We start from the raw sequence: 17,550 nt of genomic DNA, 5'->3' as shown, positions 1-17,550 counted from the left end.
ATTACTTATCCTGATTTTTTATCGATGCTTTTTATAATAGCATGCAAAGATAAGAAATTAGAACAAAGATATCCGCAACAAAAAAAGCTCAGTGCTCTTTTACAGATCGGATTTTTCAAATCTTATTGAAGAAGTATTCACGCAATAGCGTTTCCCGGTGGTATCTCTCGGACCATCATCAAAAACATGGCCTAAATGTCCTCCACAGCTTGTACAGATGATCTCTGTTCTGATCATTCCGTGACTCTTGTCCAGGACATACTCAACACTTCCCTTGATAGCATCGTCAAAAGAAGGCCAGCCACAATGTGATTCGTATTTTGTACCCGATTCGAAAAGCTGAGCATCACAGGCGGCACAATGATAAGTTCCTTTTTCAAAATGTTTGGTATATCCTCCATTGCCCGGCCGATCAGTACCCTTTTCTCTCAATACATAATACTGCTGGGGAGTTAAAATTTCTTTCCATTCCTCTTCCGTTTTATTTACCTTTCTTTCCATACTTTTTTTTTCCTGTGCCGATAAAACTGTACCCGACAAAATTAACAGCAGTACAATAAATGTTCTCATTTTATAAAATCAATAATTCTCTGAATCACAAAACCGTCCTTAAATATTTTGTGATGACCAAGACCATTCGTGATCAGTAATTCACCTTTTTTAAGGCTTTGACGTATTTCAACCGCGCTGCTTACATCAACATACTTATCTTCACTGTCATGAATGATCAGGGTTGGAATATGAATGCTTTCAGCTTTATTTTTTGAAGAAAGAGCATCAAGTGAGGTACCCAGTTTCTTTTCTGATAAGGTGATAAGCCGCTTTTCAATTTCGGGTTTCAATTCTACCTTTTTTACAAAATACTTAAATATCTGAGGAATTGAATTATCTGCTCCAATGGTAACCAGTTTGGATACTTTTAAACCATTGGCAACGGCATTGATCAGGGACATACCACCAAAGGAATGACCTATGGCTGCATCAAATGGTCCGTATTTTTTATTTACCTCACTGATCGCTTCGAGAAATTCCATCATGTTGGTTGTTTTACCTGAGGATAGCCCGTGTGCCGGTCCGTCAAAACTTACAACCATCATTCTGTTTTCAAGAACTTTGTCGGCAATTTGAAACAACTGAGTTCCTCTTCCGGCCCAGCCATGAACCATAAGTATTTTCTTTTTAGAATATCCGTAGACATATACATTAATTTCTTTTTTGCATTTCGGAAGGTAAAGAGATTCATTTTTTGCGCTGTTTCTCATGGTTTGTTCCCTTTCCGGAACTTTAACCCTAACCGGTGTAGAAAATAATTTGGCCACAAACAGAGTTGCGGCATTTTCTGAGAAGAATTGCAAAACCTTGCCAAAGGTTATTATATATCTGGGGATAACAAAGGAATTATGATTTCGAGCGGGCAATTTATTATCAGGCACAATGTATTCTTTTCTGACTTTGTTTTACGATTTGTTTTTGTTGGGTCATGAACAATTTCCACTAAACAAAGCTAACGAATTTCTCAACGAAATAAAATCTAGGTATTTGGCCTTTTCTTACAGGTGAAAAGATAAAAAATTGTACATTGTCGTTCGAAATTTTTAAACTACCAAACTATGCTCCAAAAAGGAGATAAAAAACTGATTCACAGTTGGGCATTTTACGATTGGGCCAATTCAGTTTACTCACTTGTTATAAGTACTGCGGTATTCCCTATTTATTACGAAACGATTACCGAGACTGAAAGCGGCCTTGTTAACTTTTTAGGAATACAATTTGACAATACCTCGCTTTACACCTATGCGCTGTCATTTTCGTTTTTGATTGTTGCTTTTATTTCTCCTATCCTTTCCGGTATTGCTGATTATGTTGGAAACAAGAAATCCTATATGCAGTTTTTCTGTTATCTAGGATCTATCAGTGTAATGAGTTTGTATTTTTTTGATGGAGTGGACAGTTTATGGATAGGAATTGTCTTTTCGATTTTGGCAAGTATTGGATTTTGGGGAAGTTTGGTGTTCTACAATGCTTTTTTGCCCGAGGTTGCTTATAATGATCAACAGGATCGTGTAAGTGCGCTTGGTTTTATTTATGGTTATATCGGGTCAGTCTTACTTTTGATTTTTAATCTCAGCATGGTGATGAAGCCGGAATGGTATGGGATTTCAGAACCAGGGATGGCTCCAAGAATTTCCTTTTTAACGGTCGGAATCTGGTGGATGGGATTTGCTCAGGTTACTTTTAAGAGATTGCCGGATGGGTTTAGAAGCGATAAGAAAAAGCGAGATTATATCTTTAAAGGATTTCAGGAACTCAAAAAGGTTGTGAATGAATTGAAGGATCAGCCTGTCCTTTTAAATTTTCTAACTTCCTTTTTCCTTTATAGTGTAGGGGTGCAGTCAACCATTTTGCTTGCTACGATTTATGGAAAATCGGAAATAGGGCTTTCAACCAGTAGCCTTATTCTAACCATAATTGTAATACAGCTCGTCGGAATTGCAGGTGCATATATTTTTTCCAACCTGTCAGGTAAGATTGGAAATATAAGTACTTTGAAAATAACCATTATAATTTGGGCGCTTGCCTGTTTAAGTGCTTATTTCCTGGATAAGAATGATCCAAACGTGCAATTGAAATTCTATGTGATAAGTGGTTTTATTGGGCTGGTTCTTGGTGCGATTCAAACCCTTTCGAGATCTACTTATTCTAAACTTCTCCCTGAAAACACCCTTGATCCTACCACCTACTTTAGCTTTTTTGACGTTACCGAAAAAGTAGCCATTGTCTGGGGTACCTTTATTTTCGGTCTGGCTATTTCTATAACGGCCTCTATGAGATTGTCCATCCTTTTGCTCTGCATCTTTTTTGTGGCTAGTTTTATTGTTCTTAGTTTTATGAAAAAAACAAAATACGTGCATTGATGGCTGGAGATCAGGTTTTTGATTATCTGGTTGTAGGGGGAGGAATTGTCGGAACCGCTACGGCCTATAAACTCAGTGTTAAACATCCGGATAAATCCATTGCCCTTGTTGAAAAGGAGAGCGAGCTGGGCATGCATCAAACCGGCCGTAATTCAGGAGTCATCCACTCGGGGATCTATTACCGTCCAGGTTCGCTTAAGGCTGAAAATTGCAGAATCGGGAGAGAGCAGCTTGTTAAATTCGCAAAGAAGTATGACATTCCGCATCAGATTTGTGGAAAGATTATTGTAGCCACTACCAAAGAGGAATCTTTGATTTTAGATGAGATTTTTAAAAATGGAATCGAGAACAGGACCCCTGGTATTGAGTGCATTGATAGTGATGAAATCACTGAAAGGGAACCCTTTGTAAAAGGAGTGAAAGCAATTTGGGTTCCAAGCGCAGGGATCATTGACTATGTTGAAGTGGTCAAGACATTTGTCAGGCTTCTTTTAGAAAGGAACCCTGAAAACAAATTATTTCTTGGAAAAAAAGTTATTGGTCTGCATCGGGAAGCTAATTTGGTATACGTTGAAACTTCAAAACAGTCTTTTACAGCGAAGGAAGTAATTGTTTGTGGGGGGCTATTCTCTGATCGGCTTGCCCGTCTTGATAAACTAAAATTAAAAATGCAGATTGTAGGATTCAGAGGTGATTATTACGAGTTAAAACCCAGTGCAAAGCATAAAGTAAATAATTTAATATATCCTGTTCCTGATCCGAGGTATCCATTTTTAGGGGTACACTATACCCCGATGGTAGGAGGAGAGGTTGAGTGTGGGCCAAATGCAGTTTTTACTTTTAAAAGAGAAGGTTATCAAAAAACTAGTTTTAACTGGAAAGACAGTCTTCAGGCCCTTACCTTTAAAGGAACTATTAGACTCTTTGCGAATAACTGGAAGAAAGGTGTCGAGGAATACCGAAGGGCTTTTTCAAAAAAATTATTTGTAAAGGAATTAAAGAAACTGATGCCCTCAATTACCGAAGATGAAGTTGTTGCAACACGTTCAGGTGTCCGTGCCCAGGCTGTCGGAGAAAAGGGAGAAATGATCGATGATTTCAAAATTATCCATACAAATGGTGTTACCCATGTGATTAATGCTCCTTCACCGGCGGCTACAGCTTGTTTGGCAGTTGCGGACGAAATTATAGCAGGATTAGGGTAGACACAGGCCTACCCGCTATCCCGTCTACTCTTAATTTTTACTTTTGAATATGTACATCCATTTGAGGGAACGGTATACTGATACCTTCGGCGTTAAAGGCATTATACGTTTTTTCATTGATGTCAAAGTAAACATCCCAGTAGTCGTCACCTTTAACCCAGGCTCTTGCAGTTAAATTCACAGAACTGTCAGCCATTTCGGATAAGCCGACAAAATAGGCAGGGTCCTTAAGTATTCTTTTGTCACTTTTAAATAGATCAAAAATAACTTTTCTCGCCTTGTCCACATTATCTCCATATGCAATACCGAAGGTGAAATCAACTCTTCGGGTAGGTTGTGTAGAATAGTTAACCATTGATCCTGTAGACAAAGGACCATTTGGAAGTATAACAGTTTTATTATCCAGTTCGAGTAAAATTGTATTAAATATCTGTATCTCCTTTACAATACCTGCATGTCCCTGAGCATCAATATAATCTCCCACCTTAAAAGGCTTAAATAATAGAATAATTACTCCTCCTGCAAAATTTTGAAGGGTCCCTGACAAAGCCATTCCAACCGCTAAACCCGCAGCACCCAGAACAGCAATGAACGATGTCATTTCCACTCCCAGCATACCTAATACACTGATAACGAGCATCGTTTTTAAGAGGATGCCTGCCAGACTTATCAAGAATGGTTTGAGTGATTCATCAGTCTTTCTTTTATTTAGCATTTTGGTAAAGGATCCCATTAGAAGTTTAATGATGAATCCTCCAATGATCCATACGAGTATTCCTCCTAATAATTTTGGCCCGTATGTGTAAACAGCTTCTGTGAATTGATCTAGTAGATTGTTACTATTGAAGTTAATATCCATTTTGAGTATTGATTTAAAAAATTTTAGTGTTAATTAATGGTTTGATGCCTGGTCCTCACATGACCTGAACTTGAAGCAGGTGTTCACGAGGCGGAGGGTGTTGAAGACCTCGAATTCGGTCTTGTAGCTGGTCGCGTGGATGATCGTCTTGTGTCTGGTCTTTTCCTTGGTCTATTCGAAGATCTTTTGAATCACCTAATACAGACCTGACAGGATCATGATCTTGATTGTGGCTGATGTCTTCAATGCCTGCTGTCATTGTCGTAACTTTTTGAATACGTAAGACTTCCGAAATAAAAAACAGGAATGATGTTGAGATAGGAACTAAGGAAATAAATCTTTTCAAAATAAGACTGAATCGTGGGGGTTACAAACAAGCTTTTGCACAAAGATACATAAAACCAAAAGCATTTAAAACAGTGACAAAAGAAAATAATTAGGCACAATGAACTACCTATGCAAGAATACTATAAATTTGCATCAGCCAAACCTAAATATACCACGTTGAATTTAAAAAAATACACATCTGAATTTAAGTATAATTTTCAGTTGGCCATTCCTGTAATGATCGGGCACCTGGGTCATGTACTTGTGGGTCTTGCTGATAATATTATGGTAGGAAGACTCGGAGCGGCTCCACTTGCTGCCGTTTCCCTTGGGAACAGTTTTGTATTTATCGCATTTTCACTTGGTATTGGATTTTCAATGGCGATTACACCTTTAATTGCTGAAGCAGACGGAGAGAAAGACAGCGATAAAGGAAGAAGGTTGTTTCAGCATGGATTGATATTGTGTTCAATATTAGGTATTAGTATGTTTGTCATGCTGGTACTGGCAAATCCCTTAATGGAATACATGGACCAGCCACCAGAGGTTGTTGAGCTGGCCAGACCCTATTTGAACATTGTGGCTCTGTCTATGATCCCTCTGATGATTTTTCAGGCTTACAAGCAATTTGCAGACGGAATGTCCAATACAAAATACGGCATGAATGCTACCTTGATGGCAAATGTGGTCAACGTAGTCCTTAACTTCTTTTTAATTTACGGATTCTGGATATTTCCAAGGCTGGAGCTGGTTGGAGCTGCGTACGGCACATTGTTTGCCCGGTTTGCAATGGTTTTTTTTATGATCATTATTCTAAATTCGAGAAGCAAGTTTCATCCCTATTTTAATTGGTTGAAGTTAAAAGAGATTTCCAATGAGTTATTCAGAAGAATAATAAATCTTGGCTTCCCAACTGCCATGCAAATGCTCTTTGAGGTTGGTGTTTTTACGGCTGCAATTTGGCTGGCAGGAACAATGGGGACCATTGATCAGGCGGCAAACCAAATTGCACTTAATTTATCCTCCATGACCTTCATGATTGCTGTAGGGTTGGGTGTAACGGCGACCATCAGAGTTGGCAATCAAAAAGGATTAAAGAATTTTACAGAGTTGAGAAGGGTTAGTATTTCAATTTTCCTTCAGGTTTTTATGATCGAAATGGTATTTGCATTTTTGTTTATTACCTTTAAAAGTATCCTTCCCGAGATTTATATAGACGACGTCTCCGTTGTGAATACGGCAGCATCCCTGTTATTGATTGCTGGCCTTTTTCAGCTGTCTGACGGGGTTCAGGTCGTTGTACTGGGTGCCTTAAGGGGTCTGCAGGATGTTCGTATTCCTACCTATATCACTTTTATAGCTTATTGGATTGTTGGTTTCCCTATATGTTATATCTTGGGCAAAGAGCTTGGATTGGGATCCCAGGGAATTTGGATAGGACTTTTAGCCGGGTTAACGGTTTCTGCTGTTCTGCTCTTATTAAGATTTAATTATTTGACCAATAAACTCATAGATAATAATTAGAATGGGAATCGTATTTAAACAATCCTTCAATAATACTTTGATTCTGTTTTTAGGTTTTGCCATAGGTGGACTGAACGTATTGTTTCTTTACACCCATTTTCTGGAGGCCGAATATTTTGGCTTGATCACATTTCTATTGTCATCTGCCAACATGATCATGCCGCTTATCGTATTTGGTATGCAACATACGATTATTCGTTTTTTCTCTTCGTATAAGGAAAAGATGGATCAGGATAATTTTCTTTTGACCGCAGTTTTGCTCCCTCTCCTGGTGATGGTTCCTATGGGAATTTTGGGAGTTCTTTTTTACACTAAGATTGCAGAGTTTTTAGCAAGGGAGAATATCATCATTAAAGAATACACTTTTACTATTTTCTTCATAGCTGTTTTTATGGGCTATTTTGAAGTTTTCTATGCCTGGAGCAGGGTTCAGATGAAATCGGTTTTTGGAAATTTCGTAAAGGAGGTGTTTGCAAGAATCTCGGTTACACTCTTGTTGTTAGCGGTTTTTCTCGATTGGATTACAGCAGATGAATTTGTATATGCCGTCGTACTGGTATATTTTCTGCGAGCGGTAATTATGATGATCTATGCTTTTAAATTGTATTTCCCTGAACTCGTTTTGCAAAGGATGCCCGGGAATTTAAAGGAGATCCTTTCTTTTTCAATGTATATCATTTTGGCGGGGTCTGCGGGTACCATCCTTTTGGAGATTGATAAGTTTATGATTCCTCAGATGAAATTTATTGCTGAAGTTGCCTATTATTCTGTTGGGGTTTATATAGCTTCTGTTATAGGCATTCCATCAAGGGCCATGCAGCAGATCATTAACCCGATAACAGCCAGAGAGATCAATAACAAAAATATGGAAGAGGTTAGGAATCTTTACCAGAAAAGTTCTTTGAATCTTTTAATCGTTGGAGGATTACTGTTTTTATTGATCAACTTGAATATTGGAGATTTGTACAGTATCATAAACAAACCTGAATATTCAGTTGGAATTTACATCGTATTGATAATTTCGATTTCCGAACTGGTTAAGCTGTCTTTAGGAACGAACGGAGCCATTCTTACAAATTCCAAATATTATAAAATGCTCTTTTACTATTCAATAGGTATGGCAGTGAGCGTAGTAGTCTTAAACCGTATTCTTATTGAATCTATGGGTATTGATGGGGCAGCCCTGGCCACTTTACTGGTTGTTGGGATTTTTTCCTTGCTCAAAATCCTCTATGTCAAGGCTCGATTAAATATGCAGCCTTTTACTTCTAAAACGGGAGTTTTATTGATGATTATTGGGGCAGTCTATACTGTTTTCTCCTATGTTGACCTTTCTTTGAATCCCTTTGTCAACATTGTTATAAGATCACTTTTAATTTCAGCTGTTTTTATTTTTTTAGTGATAAAATTCAAGTTGTCAGAGGATATAAATTTAATATTCAGGAAATATCTTGGATTATAAGAGATTTTTATAATCATTATACCGAAATTTGATCTCAAACGCATTTATGGAAATAACTCTATGACCTATTTGACGCATATTTTATTGGGATTCGTTATGGCCTTTATAAGCTTGATTCCGCCAGGAATGCTCAACATGACTGCTGTAAGAACTACCATTGAAAAAAATAAAAAAGAAGGGGTTTGGTTTTCTCTGGGTGCTGCCTTGGTGGTAATTCCACAGGCATTTATAGCACTTGTATTCGCCCGTTTCTTTGCTGATCACCCGGAAATAATTGATCGATTGAACCTGGCTGGAATTATTGTATTGTTTTTTCTATCCGTGATGTTTTTTATTCAGGCCAGAAAAAAGTTCAGAGGAGAAGGAGGAAAAAGAAGAGGGAAGAGTTTTTGGTTGGGCATACTGATGTCTGGAATGAACATGCTGGCCATACCCTTCTATCTTGTACTGTCATCGGTTTTGGAGCACAGAGGTTTGTTAAATACCGAACAACCTTTTATTAATCTCTTCGTTACAGGGGTTTTTCTGGGTGCCTTTACTTTATTTTTTACCTACGTAAATTTTGCCAGGATCGTCGTCAAAAGAGCACAGTTCATTGCACGCAATATCAATTATATCTTAAGCCTGTTATTTTTCTTTCTGGGTATTTTGACGTTAATTCGATTTTTGTAGTAATTATTTTTATTAAATTAGCGACACATCCCAAAATAAATGTTAATGATTCCAGCTATCATTCAAAACCTCAACCGAGGAATCAGATTATTGAATTCAATAAATGATGAGGAATACTCCAATAATTCTACAGCACCCTATTACTCAAGTATAGGGGTACATATGCGCCATATTCTGGATGTATTCAATTGTGTTCTAAAAGGTATTGATAAAGGAATTATCGATCTGTCGGCAAGACAAAGAAATGAATTGGCGGAAATTAATGTTGCTGTCGGCCTCGCATATTTTGAGGAAATTCAATTAAAACTGAGTAAAATTGACCCGGCAAGTCTTGAACGTGTTGTTCAGGTGAAAGATGATTTAGGACTTGGCATGGTAACCGCCAATTATACTCTCGCAGCTGCCTTGATTCAGGCACACAGTCATGCTATTCATCATTTTGCGAGTATTGGATACATTATTTCTCAATTGGGAATCGATCTTCCCGATGGCGATTTTGGTTATAATCCAACCACTCCAAGAGGAAATACCGTCAACAAATAACGAGACTAGAGATCTAACATATTTAATTTTTTCAACTTTTTCGAGTACGTTCTTAACCACAGAATATTTTTTAGGTAGGCTGCAACCGAAGGATAGGGAATGTTTTGGTCATTATGGACCTGAACCGCTATTTTCCCCATAATTGCCCAATGTTTATTGATGGACTTAAGCGCATTTAAGAAAGAAGCATTTTTATCGGTGGCGTCATAGATATGTGTTGGTTCGGAAATGATGCCGTTAACTTCCAGTATCTTAAAATCAGTTCCTTTCATTAAACTTTTGTAATCTTTGTACTTGATGTCAAGCCTTCCATAATTCCACCCTTCCATTTCTTGACAAATTCCGTCCATAAAATCGATCAGTTTACCATTTATTAAATGATTGCCATTAATAAATTGGGTCCCCTTGGAGTGGTTCCCAATGACCGAAAGTGTCATTTCTTCGTCAAGATCCAATACCTGGTCAATTCTGTCTCTGTGAAGAATCGAAAACAGGTCCTTATAGAGAAAAGCTCTCTCGTCTTTTTGAATCAGTTCGGACAAGGTTAGTTTTCCGTCACCGGTTACTTTGACAAATTTTTTTATCGTAACTGAACTCACACTGCCAGTTTTTTTGTCTGGGAACTTATGGTAAAAAACGCCTATTTCGTTTTGATAGGTGATGAATTCCTGAATGATGGTGTTTTCATCGAGAAGTGTCAAATATTTTTTCAACTGATCCAGATTATCGATCTTTTTGACCATATAGCCTCTAAACCCGATGTCAGGTTTGGCAACAAGCGGAAAATTTATTTGAGCTTCAATCAACCTTTTTTCCAATCCATCCAGCGAATCATTCTTAGAAAAAAGAAATCCTTTTGGTCTGTATTTTTCAGGAAGGAGTTCCAGGGTTTTAAACTTTGATTCGGTACCGTTTCCTGAATATAGTACTGCAGGGTTTGCAACCGTATAGTAAATAGGGTGTCTGGCTTTTATAGATCGTACAAGAAACAGAGGCAGCAAAGGTAAATAATAGGTAAAGGCTGGCCAGTGTTCCCAGTGAGTAAGCTTGACAAAGGCCGCATTGCGTTTCATGAGCTAAAAAGTGCTTTTAAAATAAGCCGAAAGGCCTGGGTGACCAGTCCAATTGTAAAAATTGTCATAAGGCAGCCCAAAACCAGAAGAAAATATCCGTTTCCCTTATTTAAAGATTTAAAACCTATGGTTACAACAATAGGAGAGGCGAATAACAAAGGCAGAGAAGCTGCCAGAAATTTTAATCCTTTCTGGTAAATCTTTTTGGTCTCTGTATCCTTAAAGACTTTTTTCTGTTTAGAGGTTTCCTGATTCATGGTCATTTATATTCTTTGAGCCTGGGGCATGATAAATATAAAAGTGAAATTTCTTATAACCAAAAAAAGGGCTTTAATAGTTTATATCAAAGCCCTTCTGATTCAGTAAAACCTGTTGATTAAGCCAATGCTTTCTCAAGGTTATGTTTCAATTCATCAAGGAATTCCTGTGTGTTCAGGTAATCGTCTGAAGTCATATTTTCTTTGTGAATTAAAAGTGCAAGGTCTTTTGTCATTTTACCGCCTTCAACTGTGTCAATACAAACTTTTTCCAAAGTATGGCAAAAATTGATCAGTTCCTGATTGTTGTCAAGTTTCCCACGGTGTTCCAAACCTCTGGTCCATGCAAAGATGGATGCTAAAGGGTTCGTTGAAGTTTCCTTCCCTTGCTGATGTTGTCTGTAGTGTCTGGTTACAGTTCCGTGGGCTGCTTCAGCTTCAACAGTTTTTCCATCAGGAGTAACAAGAACAGAAGTCATCAGTCCTAAACTTCCAAATCCTTGGGCAACTGTATCTGATTGAACGTCGCCATCATAATTTTTACAAGCCCATACAAATCCACCATTCCATTTCATGGCAGCAGCTACCATGTCATCAATCAATCTGTGCTCATATGTAATTCCGGCTGCTGCGAACTTGTCTTTAAATTCATTTTGATATACCTCTTCAAAAATATCTTTGAACCTTCCGTCATAGGCCTTAAGAATTGTATTCTTTGTACTGAAGTATAGATTCCATCCTTTGGAAAGAGCCTGATTGAAACTTGAACGAGCAAAGCCATAGATGGATGAATCAATATTGTACATGGCCATGGCAACTCCATTCTCCTCAAAATTATAAATTTCGAAAGATTGAGTTTCACCACCATCCTCAGGAGTGAAGGTCATTGTCAATTTACCTTTTCCCTTGGTTACAATATCAGTTGCCTTGTACTGATCGCCAAAGGCGTGTCTTCCAATACATATCGGCTTGGTCCATCCCTGAACATATCTTGGAACATTTTTCATAATGATCGGTTCCCTGAAAATCGTTCCTCCTACTATGTTTCTGATGGTCCCGTTTGGTGAACGCCACATTTTTTTCAGATCGAATTCTCTAACTCTGTCTTCATCGGGAGTAATGGTGGCACACTTGATTCCAACATTATATTTCTTAATGGCTTCCGCAGCATCAATAGTAATCTGGTCGTTGGTTTCATCTCGGTACTCAACACCCAGGTCATAATATTTGATGTCGAGGTCAAGATAAGGAAGTATAAGCTGGTCTTTAATGAATTTCCAAATTATTCTTGTCATCTCGTCCCCGTCTAATTCAACGATGGGGTTGGTTACTTTTATTTTAGTCATTGTCGTTTTGATTTAATTGCTGCAAATATAATAAACCATCACTAAGTTTGGAACTTGGAAAATTAAAAAATGCAGTTTTGAGAATTCTCTAAATTTTAGCCCTGTTTCTAATGTATTTAAAAATTAAAAGCCGTATCAAAGTGGGACTTTGTACGGCTTTTTGGTTTGGTTAACAATATTTAATAGTATTTAAATATTGCTTTGGTTTAAAATAGGGAGGATTTAATGGTAGTATAACATTAAAAACTCTTTAAATGACTGCCTTTTGTAAAACTAAAATTGAATTGCGCTAAACACTTTAGTTCCATATTTCAAAAAACAGCTTTAGAAATTAATCTAAAGTCTTTTTTCTTAATGAGACAATTTTCATAACCTTTTTATCGGGGAGAGCCCCATCAGGATCAAAGACCAAAACAAATTTAAATGAACAGATTCACAAGTAATTAGAAATGAATAATAAAAAGACTAACAGGATATTAACAATCGTTATTAACAATTGTTAATAAGTCTAAAACCTCTTTATGGCTTCTATCAATTTTGATTGAAATGGCGCTTGTGAAAAGGAGGTCAAATTCTTAAAAACAATACCCATGAAAAAGTGGAACTTTCTCATGGGTAGTTGCCGAAACATTTAGCTTAAAATTGATCACTTATCCTCACATTTTCATGTTCCAATAATTAAACTTTAAGCTTTTATCTCTTTAAACATTTTGTCTATGTTTTTTGAAAATGCCTTCATCGAAAATCAGACTCCTTCAAAGAACAGCAACAAAACATTCTATTGCAATAACTAACCTTAAAATCTAAATATTTATGCTAAATACATTGATCTTATTGTAACGATCAGTCATCGCGCCAAGACTTTCATCCTGACAAAACCAAGTCGATTTCAAAAAAGGAAGAAACTTAAAATCTGCACCTCAAGTTCCAAACCTCAACTGGACCATCTTGATTTCTAATTCAAATATAAATCGTAAAATCTTAGAATTCAATTTTTAACCACTTTTGTTTTTAACATATTATTAAATACGATTATTAACAAAAGTTAATAAAAAAACCTCTTCAATCATAATGATCAAAGAGGTTGCTAATTTTTTATGAAATAAGGATTATGACCTTTTTTCTTTGATTTGTGCTTTTTTACCTGTAAGATTCCTGAAATAGTAAATTCTTGCTCGTCTTACTTTTCCGCGCTTATTTACTTCAATTTTTTGGATCGCTGGAAGGTTTACAGGGAAGATTCTTTCAACTCCGATTGTTCCAGACATTTTTCTAATGGTGAAAGTCTCTGAACTTCCGCTTCCTCTTCGTTGAATTACAACTCCTCTAAAAAATTGAGTTCTGCTTTTTGAACCTTCTTTGATTTCAAAGTAAACCGTAATTGTATCTCCGGCTGCAAACTCAGGAATTTCTTTTTTTGCAACAAATTCGTCCTGTACAAATTTTACTAAATTTTCCATTATTATATTTTAAAATGGTTTGTTAAGAATCAACATACACGATTTTCGTCAGAGGTTAATTTTTGAGAGTGCAAATTTATAAAAAAGTTTTGATTAAAAAAGAAGAGCTGTAAAATATTTTAGTAGGGTCAGGTTTCTTTCTAAATGACTTTCGCTCTGGTAATTAGGTTTTTTTAAGACTATTCATCTAAGGATTCCTCTTCCAACAGATCGGGCCGAATAAGCCGGGTTCGTTTCAAGGCCTGTTCATGTCTCCATTCATCTATTTTCGGAAAATTTCCCGAAAGGAGTATATCGGGTACTTTCATGCCTTTGTAATCAGCAGGTCGTGTGTAGACAGGAGGAGCCAGCAAGTTGTCCTGAAACGAATCCGTCAGAGCGGAAGTCTCATCTCCTAAGACCCCTGGAATGAGCCTTATTACAGCATCACAAAGTACAACGGCAGCCAACTCTCCTCCAGACAGTACATAATCTCCTATTGAAACTTCTTTGGTTACGAATTTGTCTCGTACCCGCTGATCAACTCCTTTATAATGTCCGGTCAATATGATCAGGTTTTCTTTAGCCGAAAGTGAATTAGCCATTTGCTGATTTAAGCTTGGAGCGTCTGGTGTCATGTAAATAACTTCATCGTATTTTCTTTTCTGCATTAACTGGCTTAAACACTTGTCAATGGGTTCCATCATTAAAACCATTCCGGCCCCGCCTCCAAACTGATAGTCATCTATTTTTCCGTACTTATTTATGGCGTACTCTCTAAGGTCATGAAAATGAATTTCCACTTTACCTTTTTCCTGTGCTCTTTTAAGAATTGAATGCTCAAAGGGGCTTTTCATCAACTCTGGTGAAACTGTTATGATGTCTATTCGCATGTGACAAAGATATTTATTTTTTAAGAGCCCTGATCATTCTGTCCGATCCGTAAATATCCTTTTTTAATTCAACAGATTCAAAACCCATAGCCTCTAATAGTTTAATTACATCTTCGGCCAGATACTGATTGATTTCAAAAAATAAATAACCCGACCTCTTCAGGCTGCTACAAGCGAGTTCTCCTATTTTACGATAAAAGATCAAAGGGTCCTCATCTTCGACAAATAGTGCCAGTTCAGGTTCGTATTTTAAAACATTATTTCTCATCTTGGTTTTTTCTGATTTCCTCACATAGGGTGGATTTGATACGATGATATCATACGATCGGGAAAGCTTATTCAAACCGAGAACATTATCATGTTCAAAATTGATTCTAACCTCGTTTTCTAAGGCGTTTTCAGCTGCAATCTTAAGTGCCTCTTTTGAGATGTCAATTGCATCTATTTTGGCATCAGGTAATTGCTTTGACAAGGATATGGGGATACAGCCGCTCCCTGTTCCTATATCAAGTATGTACAGTTTCTTGTTTTTAATCGTTGATTCCAGTATCCAGTGAATCAATTCCTCAGTTTCAGGTCTTGGTATCAGCACATTGTAATTCACTTTGAACCTCATTCCCATAAATTCGGTATGACCAATGATGTATTGGATGGGATATTCTTCTTCGAGCTTTGCCAGGGCGTCAAGGAAGATGTCAGAATCTTTTTGGTCCAATTTCAATTCTGGTTCCAAAGCGAGTTCTAAACGAGATTTATTCAGGTAGTTCTCCGTAAGCATATGGAAAAAACTGTTGATTTCACGGGCAGGATAATAGGTTTTTAATTTATGATGAAACAGGTTCTTAATTGATTTGATATGCATAAGTTGTTTAAAACGCTTGTCGTATTTCAATGTTATTAAATTAGAACAGTAGAAATATACATTTAAATTTTAATATTTTTATTTTCGCAAACCAATTGAGCCTTATGGAGGATCATGAAAAATTTATGAATCGTTGTCTGGAATTGTCAGGGCACGGTCTGGGCCTGGTATATCCAAACCCAATGGTGGGTGCCGTTGTTGTTTGTAATAATAAGATAATTGGCGAGGGATGGCATCAAAAAGCCGGTAGTCCACATGCCGAGGTCAATGCTATTCATGCCGTTAGAGATAAGGGCTTACTTCAAAGATCGACCATTTATGTAAATCTGGAGCCTTGTTCTCATCATGGGAGGACTCCTCCCTGTGCGGACCTCATTCTGAAAAGTGGTATTCCAAGGGTTGTTGTAGGGTCACTTGATCCAAATCCCATTGTAAGTGGGCGAGGGGTGAAAAGGCTAAAAGATAATGGTGTGGAGGTCATTTCCGGAGTTTTGAGACAGGAGTGTGAAGAAATCAATAAAAGGTTCTACACATTTCACAAGAAAAAAAGGCCATATGTAATTTTAAAATGGGCTCAAAGTAAAGATGGATTTATATTTCCGGATGCTGAGAATATTAAAAAGGGCAGTCCTGTTTGGATAACAAATGAATATTCCAGGCAAATAGTTCACCAATGGAGAACAGAAGAAGCTTCTATACTGGTTGGAAGAAAAACCGTCGAACAGGATAATCCCCAATTGAACAGCAGAGATTTTAAGGGCAGTCAAATTTATAGAATCATCATTGATCCTGAATTACGATTAAAGGGAGATCTGAACATTTTTGACAGTTCATGCCCAACCCTGGTTTTTAATTCCAGGCGAGATGACCTTGAAAATAACATTGAGTTCTGTAAACTTGATTCTGAAAAGGATGTTACAGAGCAAATTCTGAAGGTGTTGTATATAAAAGGCATTCAGTCACTGATCGTGGAGGGAGGATCAGTTACACTGAACTCATTTATTGAATCCGGATTCTGGGATGAGGCCAGAGTTTTTGTGGGCAATTCAGTTTTTCTAAATGGAATAAAGGCTCCTGATTTTAAAGGAAAACTTCAGGCCAGGTCAGAAATTGGTAAGGACATACTATATATGTATAAAAAAATGATTGATGGCTGAGGATAAAAATGATGTTTATTACACGATAGCTTCTCCATGCAGGGATGGTTTGTATAAAGAAAAGGGAAGTAAGTTTTTGGGGTTATCATTCCCGGTTTCAAGTCAGGATCAGGTCGAGCAGTACCTTTTGAGCGTAAAAAAGGATCACGCTAAAGCGAGACATTGGTGTTATGCATGGAAATTAGGGGTTGAAACTCCTGTGTTCAGGTATAATGATGATGGAGAGCCTGGCAACAGTGCCGGAAAACCTATTTATGGACAGATTCAGTCTTTTGGTCTTACTAATGTTTTGGTCATTGTCGTTCGTTATTATGGGGGTACAAAATTAGGGGTAGGAGGTTTGATCTCGGCATATCGCGCAGCGGCAAAACACAGCTTGGAGCAGTCAGAGATTGTTCAAAAATTAGTGGCGAGTTTGTTTTCGATTAAGTTTCAGTATGCGGATATGGACAAGGTCATGAGAATCATCAAAGAAGAGGGTATCATTATTGAAGGGCAGAAAATGGATTTGGATTGTGAATATTCATTATCGGTAAGAAAAAGTAATTTTGCGCAGGTGGAAAACAGATTTGAGAATCTTCGGTGCGTAGACCTTAAAAGAATCACTTGAAATATGAATAGATCTGATCCAGTAATTCCTTAGGGGCTTTTATGGGTTTTGATTTTTGCATATCCATAAAGACAAGGCTTGCATATCCTGTTGTCAGCAATTCTTTTTTTTCATTTTGGACTTCAAAATCAAATTCGATTTTAACAAGAGGTTTTTTTGAAAGAATCGTGGTAATTGTTAAGAGATCATCGTATTTAGCTGGTTTTAAATAGTTAATGTTTAATTCCCGAACAGGGAGCATAATGCCGGATTCTTCGAGGCTTTTATAACTAACCCCCAGAGCCCTAAGCCATTCTACTCTTCCCACTTCAAAAAACTGAGCATAATTACCATAATACACATATCCCATCTGATCAGTTTCTCCGTATCGAACACGAAGTTTAGTTTGGTTTTTGATCATTTTGTT

The 17,550-nt window shown here is 37.3% G+C and carries 18 protein-coding genes; 8 read left to right on the top strand and 10 right to left on the bottom strand.

Annotation, left to right across the window (positions count from 1 at the left end; all coding sequences use genetic code 11):
• Nucleotides 1–99: 99 nt before the first annotated feature.
• Both msrB and LCM02_RS07755 read right to left on the bottom strand, forming a co-directional pair.
• Nucleotides 100–570 (bottom strand): peptide-methionine (R)-S-oxide reductase MsrB, encoded by a 471-nt coding sequence (gene msrB / locus LCM02_RS07760; RefSeq protein WP_224927752.1) that lies wholly within the window; start codon nucleotides 568–570, stop codon nucleotides 100–102.
• Nucleotides 567–1,433 carry an alpha/beta fold hydrolase gene (locus LCM02_RS07755; protein WP_224927751.1) on the bottom strand — a complete coding sequence of 289 codons (867 nt, stop codon included), beginning with the start codon at nucleotides 1,431–1,433 and terminating at the stop codon, nucleotides 567–569. Before LCM02_RS07755 ends, msrB begins: the two co-directional genes overlap by 4 nt.
• 177 nt (nucleotides 1,434–1,610) lie before the next feature.
• On the opposite strand from LCM02_RS07755, the gene LCM02_RS07750 reads away from it, so the two are divergent.
• Complete coding sequence (locus LCM02_RS07750; RefSeq protein WP_224927750.1) at nucleotides 1,611–2,915, top strand: MFS transporter; 1,305 nt, start codon at nucleotides 1,611–1,613, stop codon at nucleotides 2,913–2,915.
• On the top strand, nucleotides 2,915–4,120 hold the full coding sequence (lhgO, locus tag LCM02_RS07745; RefSeq protein WP_224927749.1) for an L-2-hydroxyglutarate oxidase: 1,206 nt from the start codon (nucleotides 2,915–2,917) through the stop codon (nucleotides 4,118–4,120). Before LCM02_RS07750 ends, lhgO begins: the two co-directional genes overlap by 1 nt.
• Before the next feature lie 37 nt (nucleotides 4,121–4,157).
• Here lhgO and LCM02_RS07740 read toward each other — a convergent pair whose 3' ends face one another.
• A complete protein-coding gene (locus LCM02_RS07740) occupies nucleotides 4,158–4,979 on the bottom strand; it encodes a mechanosensitive ion channel family protein (protein WP_224927748.1) in 822 nt (273 codons plus the stop codon).
• A gap of 504 nt (nucleotides 4,980–5,483) precedes the next feature.
• Here LCM02_RS07740 and LCM02_RS07735 point away from each other — a divergent pair.
• Genes LCM02_RS07735 through LCM02_RS07720 form a run of 4 tightly spaced genes read left to right on the top strand, consistent with a single transcriptional unit; the run spans nucleotide 5,484 to nucleotide 9,507 of the window.
• Nucleotides 5,484–6,830: an MATE family efflux transporter gene (locus LCM02_RS07735; RefSeq protein ID WP_224927799.1), complete on the top strand. Its 1,347-nt coding sequence runs from the start codon at nucleotides 5,484–5,486 to the stop codon at nucleotides 6,828–6,830.
• Nucleotide 6,831: 1 nt separating this feature from the next.
• A complete protein-coding gene (locus LCM02_RS07730; protein ID WP_224927747.1) occupies nucleotides 6,832–8,292 on the top strand; it encodes an oligosaccharide flippase family protein in 1,461 nt (486 codons plus the stop codon).
• Between the two features lie 60 nt (nucleotides 8,293–8,352).
• The gene (locus LCM02_RS07725; RefSeq protein WP_224927746.1) at nucleotides 8,353–8,964 is read left to right on the top strand and encodes a LysE family translocator; all 612 of its coding nucleotides are present in this window, start codon (nucleotides 8,353–8,355) and stop codon (nucleotides 8,962–8,964) included.
• Nucleotides 8,965–9,009: 45 nt separating this feature from the next.
• Complete coding sequence (locus tag LCM02_RS07720; RefSeq protein ID WP_224927745.1) at nucleotides 9,010–9,507, top strand: DinB family protein; 498 nt, start codon at nucleotides 9,010–9,012, stop codon at nucleotides 9,505–9,507.
• A gap of 5 nt (nucleotides 9,508–9,512) precedes the next feature.
• Here the strand turns inward: LCM02_RS07720 and LCM02_RS07715 are convergent, their stop codons facing one another.
• The 6 genes from LCM02_RS07715 to prmC form a co-directional block, all read right to left on the bottom strand.
• Entirely contained in the window at nucleotides 9,513–10,580 is a 1,068-nt protein-coding gene (locus LCM02_RS07715; protein ID WP_224927744.1) for an ATP-grasp domain-containing protein, read from the bottom strand.
• On the bottom strand, nucleotides 10,577–10,837 hold the full coding sequence (locus LCM02_RS07710) for a DUF6095 family protein (RefSeq protein ID WP_224927743.1): 261 nt from the start codon (nucleotides 10,835–10,837) through the stop codon (nucleotides 10,577–10,579). Before LCM02_RS07710 ends, LCM02_RS07715 begins: the two co-directional genes overlap by 4 nt.
• 119 nt (nucleotides 10,838–10,956) lie before the next feature.
• Nucleotides 10,957–12,183: an NADP-dependent isocitrate dehydrogenase gene (locus LCM02_RS07705; RefSeq protein ID WP_224927742.1), complete on the bottom strand. Its 1,227-nt coding sequence runs from the start codon at nucleotides 12,181–12,183 to the stop codon at nucleotides 10,957–10,959.
• 1,109 nt (nucleotides 12,184–13,292) lie between these two features.
• On the bottom strand, nucleotides 13,293–13,643 hold the full coding sequence (gene rplS / locus LCM02_RS07700) for a 50S ribosomal protein L19 (protein ID WP_224927741.1): 351 nt from the start codon (nucleotides 13,641–13,643) through the stop codon (nucleotides 13,293–13,295).
• Nucleotides 13,644–13,822: 179 nt separating this feature from the next.
• A complete protein-coding gene (gene trmD / locus LCM02_RS07695; protein ID WP_224927740.1) occupies nucleotides 13,823–14,515 on the bottom strand; it encodes a tRNA (guanosine(37)-N1)-methyltransferase TrmD in 693 nt (230 codons plus the stop codon).
• Between the two features lie 13 nt (nucleotides 14,516–14,528).
• A complete protein-coding gene (prmC, locus tag LCM02_RS07690; RefSeq protein WP_317197453.1) occupies nucleotides 14,529–15,407 on the bottom strand; it encodes a peptide chain release factor N(5)-glutamine methyltransferase in 879 nt (292 codons plus the stop codon).
• A gap of 74 nt (nucleotides 15,408–15,481) precedes the next feature.
• On the opposite strand from prmC, the gene ribD reads away from it, so the two are divergent.
• Together ribD and LCM02_RS07680 are read left to right on the top strand one after the other, a co-directional pair.
• Nucleotides 15,482–16,534, top strand: coding sequence for a bifunctional diaminohydroxyphosphoribosylaminopyrimidine deaminase/5-amino-6-(5-phosphoribosylamino)uracil reductase RibD (gene ribD / locus LCM02_RS07685; RefSeq protein WP_224927739.1), 1,053 nt, complete (start codon nucleotides 15,482–15,484; stop codon nucleotides 16,532–16,534).
• Nucleotides 16,527–17,144 carry an IMPACT family protein gene (locus tag LCM02_RS07680; RefSeq protein ID WP_224927738.1) on the top strand — a complete coding sequence of 206 codons (618 nt, stop codon included), beginning with the start codon at nucleotides 16,527–16,529 and terminating at the stop codon, nucleotides 17,142–17,144. Before ribD ends, LCM02_RS07680 begins: the two co-directional genes overlap by 8 nt.
• On the opposite strand, the gene LCM02_RS07675 is transcribed toward LCM02_RS07680, so the two are convergent.
• Nucleotides 17,137–17,544 carry an acyl-CoA thioesterase gene (locus tag LCM02_RS07675; protein ID WP_224927737.1) on the bottom strand — a complete coding sequence of 136 codons (408 nt, stop codon included), beginning with the start codon at nucleotides 17,542–17,544 and terminating at the stop codon, nucleotides 17,137–17,139. The two genes, LCM02_RS07680 and LCM02_RS07675, sit on opposite strands and share 8 nt — an antisense overlap.
• Between the last annotated feature and the right edge of the window lie 6 nt (nucleotides 17,545–17,550).

The organism is Lutimonas saemankumensis (assembly GCF_020171465.1).
Lineage (GTDB): Bacteria > Bacteroidota > Bacteroidia > Flavobacteriales > Flavobacteriaceae > Lutimonas > Lutimonas saemankumensis.
This window is presented reverse-complemented; position numbering and strand designations above follow the sequence as displayed.